This window comes from Hydrogenophaga pseudoflava, assembly GCF_004353865.1.
GTDB lineage: Bacteria > Pseudomonadota > Gammaproteobacteria > Burkholderiales > Burkholderiaceae_C > Hydrogenophaga > Hydrogenophaga pseudoflava.
The window spans coordinates 2,288,264-2,301,243 of the sequence record NZ_CP037867.1 but is presented as its reverse complement, the minus strand read 5'-3'; the positions used below and the strand labels follow the sequence as shown (position 1 = coordinate 2,301,243).

Below are 12,980 nucleotides of genomic sequence, written 5' to 3'. Positions count from 1 at the left end.
CTCCCAACAACCTTCCATCATCAATCTTCCAACCGTACAGGGACATCACCATGGAAATCGCACTGTTTCTTTTCATCATCGCGGCGATCTTCATCATCCGGGCAGTCAAGGTCGTGCCCCAGCAGAATGCCTGGGTGGTCGAACGCCTGGGCAAGTACCACGCATCGTTGGCACCGGGTCTCAACTTTCTGGTGCCCTTCATCGACAAAGTCGCCTACAAGCACAGCCTCAAGGAGATCCCGCTGGATGTGCCCAGCCAAGTCTGCATCACACGCGACAACACCCAGCTGCAGGTGGACGGCATCCTCTACTTCCAGGTGACCGACCCGATGCGCGCCAGCTACGGCTCTTCCAACTACATCGTCGCCGTGACCCAACTCGCACAGACCTCGCTGCGCTCGGTGATCGGCAAGCTGGAACTCGACAAGACTTTCGAGGAGCGCGACATCATCAACGCGCAGGTGGTGCAGGCCATCGACGAGGCGGCGCTGAACTGGGGGGTCAAGGTGCTGCGCTACGAGATCAAGGACCTGACGCCACCCAAGGAGATCCTGCACGCCATGCAGCAGCAGATCACGGCCGAGCGCGAAAAGCGCGCACTGATTGCCGCCTCCGAGGGCCGCCGTCAGGAGCAGATCAACATTGCCACTGGTGAACGCGAAGCTTTCATTGCCCGCTCCGAGGGCGAAAAGCAGGCAGCCATCAACCAGGCCCAGGGTGAGGCCGCCGCGATCACGGCGGTGGCCGACGCCACGGCCCAGGCCATCGAGCGCATTGCCACCGCCATCCGACAGCCTGGCGGCGAGCAGGCCGTCCAGCTCAAAGTGGCCGAACGGGCTGTGGACGCCTACGGCAAGGTGGCTGCCGACGCCACCACCACGCTCATCGTCCCCGGCAACATGAGCGAGGTCTCGGCCCTCATCGGGTCGGCCATGAAGATGATCGGCACGACCAAGGCCAAGGAGTGAAAAACGCGCTCTGCGGCCTGCTACAATCGCAGGCTTCGCGGAGAGGTGGATGAGCGGTTTAAGTCGCACGCCTGGAAAGCGTGTGTGGGCTAATCCCCACCGCGGGTTCGAATCCCGCCCTCTCCGCCAGAACATGCCCCAAGTGATTCGATCACTTGGGGTTTTTTTTTGCCTTGAGTCATTCCCGCACCCCGCAGCAACAGAACCATGACCATGATGGAGCGTCGTTGTCTGCAACAGTCCCAAGCGTTTGTGAGATACGGCCCGCAACTTGCCCCGCTGAGGGCGGATACCCGGGTCCCGCTACTCCCTTGGAGGGTACGGATGACGATTGCGGAAACCGCGACCTTGTCGACTTGGCTTAAGATAAAGTTCGTAATATTTTGAAACCTCGCCATGTCTGAGCATGGAGAATTTCATCTTCTGCCTAGTCAACGGGTTCCCTGCAACCACTCTGATCCTTGGAGATTGCCATGTCTGTACTGTCCAGCTTAGTGACGACCGCAGTTTTGCTGACCGCCAGCGGTTCCTTGATGGCTCAGTCTGATGCTGCTTACAAGTTGCGGCATGGCGACGCCCTGATGGTCTCGGTCTGGAAGGACGAAGCCTTGCGGATGGAGGTGCGCGTTCTGCCCGACGGCAGCATCACCTTTCCGCTGGCCGGGCGTGTTTCGGTGGTGGGACTGAGCACCCCGGAAGTCGAAGCCAAGGTGGCCGAGAGGCTCAAGAAGTACATTCCTGAGCCCGTCGTGACCGTGGCGATCACAGCCACGGATGGCAATCAGGTGTTTGTGCTCGGCAAGGTGGTGCGCCCCGGAGCGGTGACCTTGACGTCATCGGAGACCACGGTGCTGCAAATGCTCAGTCAGGTCGGGGGGCTGGATCGGTTTGCCGATGGCAACTCGATCCGGGTCTTGCGCAGTTCGCCTCAGGGCAACCGGGTGCTGCCGGTTCGCTACGACGATCTGGTCAAGGGGAACCAGCTCGACACCAACGTGGTTCTGATGCCCGGCGACACCATTCTGGTTCCTTGAACATGAACGCACGACTCACACCCCCTCTGGCATTCGTCCTCCAGGCCTTCGTCTGGTCTCCTGCCATTGCGCAAAATTCGCTGACCGTGCCCTTGGAGGCCGTTCGGATCAGCAATCCCGACCTCTCGCCCGAAAGCCGCGGTAGTGTCACTCTGTTTCGGATGCACCCGCAGTTCACGCTGCGGACCACCCAAGGAGCCTCCAGCACCGAGCTGGCGCTGGGTGCGCTGATCGAACGATCTGGCAACACCGATCTGAGCGCCAATCGCAGCTTACCCAGCGTCCGCGTGCTCTGGGAGAACTCAAGCCCTGTGGCGGTCTTTGGACTGCGGGCCTCCCTGGAAGAAGCGTCCACGCGCGAGACAGAATTTGCCGACTTTGGCCGGGTGACACTGGACAGCAAGGAACGCACGGGATCCGTCGGAGGCACCTGGACCTACAACCTGACGGCCGGAACGGCCCTTGAGATGGATCTCTCGCATGAGCGCGTCACCTACGACACACCGCTGCTTGTGAACCACGGGGAAACGAGTGGATCGGTCGCCTATCGCATCTCGGCAAGCTCCAATGCACGGTATTCGCTGACAGCGGGCGCTTCGCGCCTAACGCCAGACGGAGACCGCGAGCGGGAGTCACGAAGCGAACTCGGCCTCGGGTACGAAAGAGATCTCAGTGAAGGCCTTGTTCTGAACGCAGCGGCAGGAGTCGTCCGCGCCAACACTGCGAGAGGCAAGACGGCGCCTGTCGGTTTGCTGCGTCTGACCTACACGGGAGAACGCATCGGCTATGCCGTTGCATGGTCCCGAGAGGTGAGTGCAGACGGTGCGGTCGCTGGGTACACGCGGTCGCAGGTTTTTGACGCCTCTGCAACCTATCCCCTTACCATCGATACATCCTTCTCGCTGGGTGTAAGCCATGCCCAGTCCCTCGATGGAGACCGTGACACCGGCTCCATGATGTACGCACGGATCCAATCCGAGCTCACCAGGTTCTGGGCCATTTCCATGAGCCTGGAGCAGCGGCGAGCCAAGCCCTCCGGCGGACCCACAGCCAAAGGCCACTCGGTGGCCGTGGGGCTGGTGTATTCGCACCCTGACTTCTAATTTCACGATTCCTCATGCCGGCCGACTACCAACTGAGCCTGAACGACTACCTGTCCATCATCCGACGCCGTGCCTGGGTGATTGTCCTGACCTTTGTTGTCGTGCTTGGCGCCTCGGTAGTGGTGGCGCTGATACTGCCGCGGGCCTACCAAGCCAGCGGAACACTGCTGGCAGAGGGTCCACAGATTGCAGGAGAAGTGGTGCAGCCGCCTTCGGGCGGCAACGCTGAACAACGGGTTCAGGCGCTGCGCCAGCGGATCATGACCCGCGAGAGCCTGCTGCGCATTGCGGCCGAACATCGTGTATTTGAACCACCCCCAGGCGTCGTGCTGAAAGACACCGACATCGCAACTGCAATGCGTGCAAGCATTGGTGTCAATGTGCAGGTCGGAAACATGCCGGCTTGGGAACGACCCACCAACAACCTTGCGTTCTCCGTGTCTTTTCAGCACAGCGAGCCGGAGAAAGCGCTGGAAGTCACCAACGCTCTGATCCAGTTGTTTCTTGAAAGCAGCGTGCGGGAACGGGTCGAGCAGGCGTCCAGGGCCAACGAGTTTCTGAGTCAGGAAGCCGATCGGGTCAAGGCCCAGTTGGAGAGCCTGGAGCAACGCATCGCTGCCTACAAGCGTTCGCAAGGAGGCGTCTCGGAAGACAGCCCAGTGGTCGCGCTGGCGAACATTCAGACGCTTGAGAGCGATCTGAGAGCCGCTGAGCGTGAGCATCGAATGGCTCTGGATGAGTTACAGACACTGGAAGTGGAGCTGGCAGGCGCGCGTGCAGGTGTGCTGGCACCCGGAACGGTCACGCCATCGGGCCCGTCTGCCGCAGAACAGGATCTGGAGCGCGCCCGGGCAGAGCTGGCCCGCCTGCGAGGCACATACACAGACGACCACCCGGATGTCAGGGCTCAGCGGCAAAAGATCGATCTTCTGGAACGCGCCGTGCGCTCTGAGGCCACCGCCAGCAGTCCGACACGCGACGCCATCGCTGCACAGGCCAAGCTGGCCGTGTCCCGCCTTGAAGCACAGAGCCGCACCGCACGGGCGCGTGCAGACCTGCTGGCAGAGCAGCAAAGGAGCCTTCGCAGTGCCATTGCCCAGCAAAGAGCCCAGGTGTCACGTGCCCCGCAGGTGGAACGGGACCTGGCCGCCCTCCAGCGTGACTATGACGCGACCCGGGCCAAGTACGAAGACCTCCGGTCCAAGCAACTATCCGCGCAGATCGTTCAGAACCTGGAGGGTGGACAGCAAGGCGAACGCTTCACCCTGCTGGAGCCACCCTTGCTGCCCGAATACCCGATCAAGCCTGACCGCCGCAAGATCGTCGCATTGGGCTTCTTCCTTGCGCTGGCCGCTGCAGCGGCCGTTGTTGCCGTGCTGGAGCTGATCTTCGCGCGCGTGCGCGGCGTCAACTCGCTCACAGCCTTGACGGGTCAACGCCCCATGGTGGTGGTGCCATACATCACGACGGCCGATGAAATCCAGTCCACTCAAGTTTTGCGAAAGCGGCTTGTAAAGCTTGCCGCCGTCCTTGCCGTGGTTGGAATTGCTGCGATCCACTTCCTGGTAATCCCCCTTCAGACCCTTTTGATCTCCTTGTTCTCCCATCTGGGTTGAAGGAAAGCTGTCACATGGAACGCATCAAGCTTGCAATCGAGAAGGCGAAGGCCTCCAGGACGGATCTGTTGTCACCGAACAGCAGTTCATCGCACCACCCAGGCGATGCAGGAATATTCATCGAGCACGACTCGCCCGAAAGAGACGAGGACACGCCCGACGATCTGGGTGCCGTGCAGTATGCACAGACCGCCGTGGTGTCCATGGATCCCGTACACCTGGAACGCCACCGCGTTGTCGCACATCAGAAGGCCCATCCAGCGAGCTGGGCTTTCGACGTGTTGCGAACCCAAGTGCTCCAGAAAATGGATGAGTCCGGTTGGCGGACGTTGGCAATCACATCCCCCAGCGTGGAATCCGGCAAGACAGTGGTAGCCATCAACTTGGCCATCAGCATTGCCCAGCAGACCAACCGCACGGCGCTACTGGTGGATTTTGACTTGCGCCGCCCAAGTGTTGCCCGCTCCCTGGGCTTGAACCGCCCGAAGTCACTCAATGATTTTCTTGATGGGCATGCAAACCTTGCAGAGGCGCTGGTCAACCCTGGCATTGAACGTTTTGTTGTGCTGCCGACCAACCGACCAGTCAATGGCGCGTCGGAGTTGCTGGCGTCTGCAAAAGTGGGCAAGTTGATAAAAGACCTGCGCGAACGCTACAGCGACCGCATCGTCATCTTTGATCTACCACCTGTTCTGGCAGCAGATGACGTCATGAGTGTGCTTCCCAGGGTTGACTGCGTTCTGATGGTGGTTGGCAGTGGTGTGTCCACCCAGACAGAGATCGAGGAAGCCATGAATCGGCTTTCGAAAGCCAACCTGATGGGTATCGTGCTGAACAAGGACGAGTCGCCCACCCAGAACGCCTACTACTGACTTCTTGCCCGACAGAGGCCGCACCTTGGCCACACGTAGCCGATGTGCCCAGTATTTCTTGGCCATCCACCGATGGCTGCCATCGGGCCTATCACCGCCCCAACTCCTGACATGAGCCCACGACTCCCCTGCTATGGCTGAACATGTGCGTGCGCTGATCGTGCTGATGGCACTCAGCCTGGTGTTCTTCCAGGTGGTCCGAGGCGCGGTTTCTCAATTGATTCCAGAGGCGACCTTCAGGCGCTGGCGCAATCTCTGGGTAGCGGCCACGCTGGCACTGTTCCTATCGAACAGCGTGTGGGTTTGCATCCTGGTCACCGGAGCCCTGCTCCTTCTCTACCGAAGGCGCGAAGAACATGTCATGGGGCTGTATTTTTTTCTGCTGTTCGTATCTCCACCGGTACCGGCAGAGATACCGGGACTGGGCATCATCGACCATCTATGGGTGCTGGACCACTACAGACTGCTTGGTGTGACGCTGCTGCTGCCGGTGGCGTTTGCGCTTTTCCAGAGAGCAAGCACCCCGCGTGTTGGCAGCTCGCCGGTGGATTGGTGGGTGCTGGGCTACCTCGCTCTCATGTCGTTGCTTGCATTTCGCCCGGGCAATGTCACCAGCGGGCTCCGGACCGTTCTGTCGCTTTGGATCGACATCTTTCTTCCGTACTATGTGGCCAGCAGGAGCATTCGCAACGAAGAGGGGCTCCGGCACGCCATGACCGGATTCGTCGTCGCGTCAATGATCCTGTCATTGGTTGCGATCTTTGAAATGCTTCGCGGCTGGAAACTCTACTCAGCCGTTCTCGGAGCATTGGGCGTGAACGAATGGATGTTCGGTGGCTATCTCATGCGATCAGGCTTCTTGCGACCGAATGCAACGGTGGGCAACTCGATCGTCCTCGGATATGTCTTGGTGGTTGCACTGGGCTTCTTTCTCTACCTGAAGGAGCTCTTATCCAGCCCCTTGCACAGATTTCTAGGGCTGGCTCTGCTCGCTGGAGGCATTGTCGCCTCATTGTCGAGAGGCCCCTGGGTGGGTTCTTTGCTACTTGTAGCGAGCTTCATAGCCATCGGCCCCAAGGCTGTCAAACGCGTGGGAGGATTGGGGCTGGGCGTCGTTGCTGCATTTCTTCTTATGAGCCTGATCCCGGGCGGTCAGCTATTTATCGACATGCTGCCAGTTATAGGAACTGCCGATCAAGGCAATGTCGAGTACCGCGCCAACCTCATCACCTCTGCCTTGCCGGTTATTGAACGGCATCTCATGCTGGGTTCGTTTGATTTCCTGAGCGCCCCTGAACTGCAAGTAATGATGCAGGGTGAAAAAATCATCGACGTCGTCAACTCATATATCGGCGTCGCCTTGTACTCTGGCATGATTGGATTGGTGCTTTTTCTTGGAATTTTTTTGAGCACCCTCCTTCAAATTCGAAAGCACGCAAGGGTTGCGCGACAGTTGGAACCGCGAGTTTCCGTCATGGGTCGCTCGTTGTTCGCCGCAGTGTCAGCCACCATGTTTATCATCTACACGGTAAGCAGCATCATTGCGATCCCTGTGGTGTACTGGCCTCTTCTGGGGATCTGCGTGGCCTACACGGGCACAATAAGAGATCAAATGCGGAAACTGGCTGAGCTCCCACATAAAGCCTGAACCCGTCGCAACTCATTGCCGCCCCCACCATCCCCGCTGCCGCCCAAAAGCAAGCGCCCGACCTTCACCCCAATAATAAACGCGAGCAAACACAATGCCCGCGAGAATTGCTGCACACAGGGCAACCCAGGGCATTGGCCCGTGAAACAATCGCGTCACCACAGATTTGACCTGGTAGTGACTGAGATACATGAACATGGAGGCCCCGGCGATCTCACCGACCACCCGCTTGACGGGGGCAGGAACCGAAATCTCGGGCCAGAAAAGCAACAGCGCACACCCGGCGCAGATGTAGTAGGTTGCCGACGTGAACCCATGGTGCATCACCACGGCGATCGACACAATGGCCATCACCAACAAGCGTGTCAGCACATCACGTGCACCGGCACTGGCGATCAACATGCCGCACGCCACAGTCCACAGATACCAGGTCGGAGTGCGGTGGTAGATGTAATTTGTGTCCCATACAAGCTCGGCGAAGTAGCTCAACACCATCGCAAAAACAAGCAGCACAGTTCCACTGATCAACGGACTCTTCCTGAATGCATCCCTCGCAGCCTTGAAAGAAAACAAAAATGCAACCAGAAGCAATAGTTGCATGTACATTTCTGCAAAATAGAAATATGCAACATGGTATTCGCGCGGATCAAAAAGATTCGATATCAGCAACAGGGGTTTCAACTCGGCCTCATGCGCCCAGATCTGCAGCGCCGCAACCACCATCACGGTCGGAACAGCGATTCTCACCACCGTTCCCAGTATCGTCCTCACCTTCCCGGTCCTGCTGATTTCAGGCCATTGGAAGCGCATCACGCTGTAGCCAGCGAGCAAGAACAGGAAATAGGCAGCCCCCCAGTTGTTGCTGTAGACGAACGTGTCCAGATGCAGGGCCACGATGCAGATCATGAAAAACGCCCGCGTCAGCGTGGCCGCTTCCAGACGCAGGAAGGAAGTTTGAGGTTCAGACTGAACGCTGCTTTGCAGTTGCGCGACCGTCAGCGATTCCCATCCGCTGGGCAGCGGACCAAACCGGTCCTCGAATCCCATTGAAAACTGGATATAGCCCAGGGAGTCGCCACCAAGCGCTTCAAAGCTCGCGCCTGCGTCAATCTTGCGTCCAGGAAAGAACTGCTGGAAGAAGCCCATGACATCGTCCGCCCTTGGCTGCCCGGCCGGGTCTCGAGTGTCAGGTTTGTTGCGAGAGTCCTTGTTCTCGGCGACGAATGCCTCGGTCAGCAGACGACGCAATGGCTTTCCAGTCGCCGTCTGCGGAATGGAGGCCATGACCTTGACGTGCAGGGCATCACCAACCTCCAGACCGAGCATTTTCAAGGCCTGGTTCGCGGCTGTCTGCAATTGTGCGGAATCCATGTCCGCCGACTCCGCCACCACCAGAACGCCCTCACCTCGCATGGCATCGGGCACCTTGGCCACGACCAGCCGCCCGCTTTGAGGCAGCAGTTTGCCGATCTTCTCTTCCAGGAGGTCCGGATTGATCTTCACGCCACCGCTGTTGATCAGATCGTCGGCTCTCCCGTCAAAAAACAGATAGCCGTCCTTCAAATGCCCCAGATCACCGGTGACCAGCCAGCCATCTGCTCCCGGTAGCGCCTGCAAGTGGTCACCTTCGATGCGCCACTGGGCCACGTGTGGGCCGCGTATCCGGATGCGCCCCTCAGGGGAGATACCCACCTCGGTTTTTCCAACCGCCCGGCCCACCGATTCGAGCAACTCGTCCGAAACGTCCGAAATCAGCAAGAACGTGCTGCGCGAAGCTTCTGTCAACCCATAGTGCTGGACGATTCGCGCGTTGGGAAAGAGGTCACGGACACCCCGTTTTTCCGCGGCGGTCATGTATTGGGAACCGATCTCCATCCAGCGAAGCTTCTTGCCCGCCTCTCCGATGACCTGCGGCTTCTGAAGCAGGATCCGAAGAAGGGTCGGCACAGCAGAAAGCGAATTAACTTCGCCGGCCTCTAGCATGCGCGCCAGTTCCAGTGGGTCGAAGCCGCGCGAGGGTATGAAAGACTGACCCCCCACGGCACTGATGACGCGAATGCGCGCCATGCCGAAGCTGTGTGTGACGGGAACACCGACGTACTCGCGAACCTCCGCCGTCAGCTGCATCTGGTCGATGATCCTGTCGGCAGCGTCTGCCAGATTGGCATAGCTGAGCACAATGCCCTTGGGTTTGCCCTCGGTGCCCGACGTGAAGGTCACCTGCGCAGGAAGATCGTCACGGATCAACGCATGCTGCTGCCGGAACCAGCCTCCCCCCGCTTCGGGAACGATGCAGTCATCAATGGCGATGCCCACCGGCTCCTTGGCAGAGGCCTCATCCTGAAAGCTGACCAGCGGCTGGCGCTTCTCGTTCAGCGCAAATACATTCTCTATAAAGGAGAGGGAATTTCGCCGAATCAGACCGGTTGCACGCAACTTGGATATCTGCATTCTCAGCACCTGTGGTTCATTGACACGCAACTCGGGGGAAGCTCGCCGGCAGCATAGCACCGGCACTACGAAACGCTTACAGGCTCCGCAGCGAAGCCATGAGGCGTTGCGCGCCTGCATCAGTTGCCATATTCTGCCTGCCACATAGGCGAGCGCGGCCCGCGAACAATGAGCCCAAGAGAGCCATTGCAGGCACTCCGGGTGACCTCGAGATCAATGCTAGGATTGAACGGAAGTTTTAATACTTCTGAACTCCGGCAAATGCGGAAGGCGTTGCGTCTGTCGCTCTCCCGGTCATCGGGAAGTCAATTCACATGCAAGAACACAAGCTGGGCGTGGTTGCGATCGGGCGCAACGAAGGGGAGCGACTGCGCAGGTGCCTGCTGTCTCTGCTGCCAGTGGTGCCAGCCACCGTCTACGTCGACTCGGGATCCACTGATGGCTCCAGCCAGATGGCCGCCGAAATGGGAGCGGTGGTTGTTGATCTCGACATGTCGCAACCATTCACAGCTGCGCGAGCCAGAAATACCGGCTTTCAGCAGTTGCTTCAGCAGTTCCCCGATGTCACCCTCGTCCAGTTTGTGGATGGGGATTGTGAAGTGGTGCCCGGCTGGCTGGAGGCGGCGCGCAGTTTCCTGGCGGAGCGCCCAACATATGCCGTGGTGTGCGGCAGACGCCGCGAGCGCCACCCTGAACGCTCCATGTACAACGCGATGTGCGACCGGGAGTGGGACACCCCCATCGGCGACACCCAGACCTGTGGTGGTGACGCCATGATGCGGGTCGACGCGCTCAAGGCCGCCTCAGGCTACCGTGACAGCATGATTGCCGGGGAAGAGCCGGAGTTGTGCTTTCGTCTGCGCCAGGCCGGCTGGCACATCCACCGGCTTGACAGAGACATGACGCTGCACGATGCGAACATCACGCGTTTGCGGCAATGGTGGGTGCGCACGGTGCGGTCAGGCCATGCTTTTGCCGAAGGGGCTTGGCTGCATGGATCGTCACCGGAACGCTTCTGGATTCGGGAGGCCCGTCGCGCCTGGTTCTGGGGAGTGTGGATCCCTGCTTCAATCGGCCTTGCCATGCTCCTGGCTGGGGCCCCTGCGGGGCTCCTTGCGGCCATCTATCCATTGCAGTGGGTACGCCTGCTGGCGCGAAACGGCTCTGCTCGGGAAAGCACCTTCATGATTCTGGGCAAGTTCGCCGAGGCCCAGGGAGCCGTGAAATTCCACCTCTCGCGCCTAAGAGGCCAAACCCGCCACATCATCGAATACAAGTAGGTGGACAATACTCAAGGGGGTTTCTGCATCGGGGATGGGGTGGTGCAGACCTTGTGCAAAAGGAATGTTGGCGGACGGGCTGAAGCAGCCCTCCCTGGCTCCATCCAACTGGAATACCGACCATGAGTGAACACTGTGTCCTGTGCGGGTTGCCCGTTTCGCGAGCGCACATGAAGCAAACGCTGGAAGAGATCCTTGCGCGCATAGGCCAGAAAAGGGGAACCTGGGTCCTCACTCTCAACACCGAAATGATTGCGCGCTTCGCGCGCAATCCAAGCTCCCACGATCTCCTGTCCCAGGCGGACATCATCACCGCCGACGGCATGCCCCTGGTCTGGGCATCCCGATTCAAAGGACCGGACCAAGCGATCCCCGAACGCACGACGGGGGTGGACCTGGTGGACGCCTACCTCAGGCTCCCCTCCATTCCGGCCTACGCAGTCATTGGTGGTGTCGATCCGGCGGCCACCTTGGCTCTGTATGGAGAGCCAGCCGTTCGAGCCTGTCGATATCTGTTTGATGGTCGGGTGGACCTGAGTGCCGACCAAGTCCAGGAGTTTGCGGGTGCGCTGCGTGAGAAGGAAGTGAGAATGCTTTTCTTGGCCCTGGGTGGCGAAAAACAGGACCAGTTGGCGTTCACGCTCAGAAAGGCCGTGCCAGATCTGGTCGTCGCAGGCATTGGCGGCAGCTTTGAAATTCTGGGTCCGCAGGGCGGTCGAGCCCCCCGGTGGATGCAGAACGCAGGCCTGGAATGGCTGTTCCGGCTGACGAGAGAACCCGGTCGCTTGTGGAGGCGCTATCTTGTGCACTACCCCGCCGGCCTTGGGTTGCTGCTCCGAGATTGCTTCAAGCCCCGCGTCGAGACCTCACGTCACTGATCTGATTGGCCATTCCTCAGAGGAATTTCGTTCATAAGATTGCACCGCGTGGCAAGTGCGCTGACGGCAGCACAACACGGATTTGATCTCGTCGTGTACATCAAAGCACAAGCAAAGATGGCAACTAGCGTGTGTGCAGGACACTGGTAGTCAGCACAATTTTCAAGGCTTCAGCGTGTACGAACACTTTTATGGGCTTCGAGAGAAGCCGTTCTCCATCCAGCCGGACCCGGACTTCCTCTACATGGGCAAGCGCCATTCGCTGGCCTACACGATGCTGCAGTACGCGATCTACAACCGCGCTGGTTTCACGGTCATCTGTGGTGACATCGGCTGCGGCAAGACGACCTTGATCCGCCGCCTTCTGCGGGAGCTCGGGGACGAGGTGTCGGTGGGACTGGTCACCAACACCCATCCCGACCTGGCCGACCTGACAGAGTGGATCATGCTGGCCTTTGGCCTCCCCTACGATGGCCTGTCACCGGTCGCGCGGTACGATGCCTTCCAGCGGTATCTCATCAGTGAGTACGGGAAGAATCGCAGGGTGGTTCTGATCGTCGACGAGGCGCAGAACCTGAGCTCCGCCGCGATGGAGTCTTTGCGCATGCTCTCCAACATCAATGCTGACAAGGACCAGTTGCTGCAAGTGGTGCTGGTCGGACAGCCCCAGTTGCGCGATTTGCTCAGGCGCCCCGAACTGCAACAGTTCGCCCAGAGAGTGGCGGCCGATTTTTTCATTTCGCCGCTGAATACGGTCGAGGTCGGGGACTACATCGAGCACCGGCTGAAAGTGGCCGGCCGTGACAGGCAATTGTTCACGCCGTACGCGGCGGCAAAGATTGCCAAAGCGACTCACGGCATCCCCCGAAGCATCAACATCCTTTGCGACATGGCCTTGGTGTACGGATTTGCGTCGGAAGCAAGGCTGATCGACGTCCATGTGATCGATGAAGTGCTGCGGGACCGCAGCGACTACGGCGTGCTGGGCGACACCAATTTCAACGTCGGACAGACTGGCAACAGCCAATGGGGGGATAGCAATTTCCCCTCCGCATCAGATCCCCCAAAAGTGTGAGTTGCCTCACGTGAGGTAACAATTTGTTGAGTCATAATGGTTTACCCGATGGGAG

Annotated in this window: 10 protein-coding genes and 1 tRNA gene; 10 read left to right on the top strand and 1 reads right to left on the bottom strand. The window is 59.4% G+C overall.

From position 1 onward, the window contains the following. The first annotated feature begins 50 nt into the window (after positions 1 to 50). The 7 genes from HPF_RS11080 (at position 51) to HPF_RS11050 (ending at position 7,241) form a co-directional block, all read left to right on the top strand. Positions 51 to 968: an SPFH domain-containing protein gene (locus tag HPF_RS11080; protein ID WP_133156620.1), complete on the top strand. Its 918-nt coding sequence runs from the start codon at positions 51 to 53 to the stop codon at positions 966 to 968. 39 nt (positions 969 to 1,007) lie between these two features. After that, positions 1,008 to 1,097, top strand: a tRNA-Ser gene (locus tag HPF_RS11075). A 344-nt stretch (positions 1,098 to 1,441) separates the two neighbouring features. Next, positions 1,442 to 2,002 (top strand): polysaccharide biosynthesis/export family protein, encoded by a 561-nt coding sequence (locus tag HPF_RS11070; RefSeq protein WP_066159629.1) that lies wholly within the window; start codon positions 1,442 to 1,444, stop codon positions 2,000 to 2,002. A 2-nt stretch (positions 2,003 to 2,004) separates the two neighbouring features. Next, positions 2,005 to 3,105: a hypothetical protein gene (locus HPF_RS11065; RefSeq protein WP_133156619.1), complete on the top strand. Its 1,101-nt coding sequence runs from the start codon at positions 2,005 to 2,007 to the stop codon at positions 3,103 to 3,105. 14 nt (positions 3,106 to 3,119) lie between these two features. Beyond that, complete coding sequence (locus tag HPF_RS11060) at positions 3,120 to 4,721, top strand: Wzz/FepE/Etk N-terminal domain-containing protein (protein ID WP_066159623.1); 1,602 nt, start codon at positions 3,120 to 3,122, stop codon at positions 4,719 to 4,721. Between the two features lie 14 nt (positions 4,722 to 4,735). Next, complete coding sequence (locus tag HPF_RS11055) at positions 4,736 to 5,593, top strand: CpsD/CapB family tyrosine-protein kinase (protein ID WP_066159620.1); 858 nt, start codon at positions 4,736 to 4,738, stop codon at positions 5,591 to 5,593. Between the two features lie 133 nt (positions 5,594 to 5,726). After that, positions 5,727 to 7,241: an O-antigen ligase family protein gene (locus tag HPF_RS11050; RefSeq protein WP_133156618.1), complete on the top strand. Its 1,515-nt coding sequence runs from the start codon at positions 5,727 to 5,729 to the stop codon at positions 7,239 to 7,241. A 12-nt stretch (positions 7,242 to 7,253) separates the two neighbouring features. Here HPF_RS11050 and HPF_RS11045 read toward each other — a convergent pair whose 3' ends face one another. Then, on the bottom strand, positions 7,254 to 9,692 hold the full coding sequence (locus HPF_RS11045; protein WP_133156617.1) for an AMP-binding protein: 2,439 nt from the start codon (positions 9,690 to 9,692) through the stop codon (positions 7,254 to 7,256). Positions 9,693 to 10,006: 314 nt separating this feature from the next. On the opposite strand from HPF_RS11045, the gene HPF_RS11040 reads away from it, so the two are divergent. The 3 genes from HPF_RS11040 to HPF_RS11030 all read left to right on the top strand — a co-directional run bounded on the left by HPF_RS11040 (position 10,007) and on the right by HPF_RS11030 (position 12,925). Next, complete coding sequence (locus HPF_RS11040) at positions 10,007 to 10,972, top strand: glycosyltransferase family 2 protein (RefSeq protein ID WP_133156616.1); 966 nt, start codon at positions 10,007 to 10,009, stop codon at positions 10,970 to 10,972. 170 nt (positions 10,973 to 11,142) lie between these two features. Next, entirely contained in the window at positions 11,143 to 11,850 is a 708-nt protein-coding gene (locus HPF_RS11035; protein ID WP_165961689.1) for a WecB/TagA/CpsF family glycosyltransferase, read from the top strand. A gap of 175 nt (positions 11,851 to 12,025) precedes the next feature. After that, on the top strand, positions 12,026 to 12,925 hold the full coding sequence (locus HPF_RS11030; protein WP_084397526.1) for an ExeA family protein: 900 nt from the start codon (positions 12,026 to 12,028) through the stop codon (positions 12,923 to 12,925). Positions 12,926 to 12,980 lie beyond the last annotated feature (55 nt).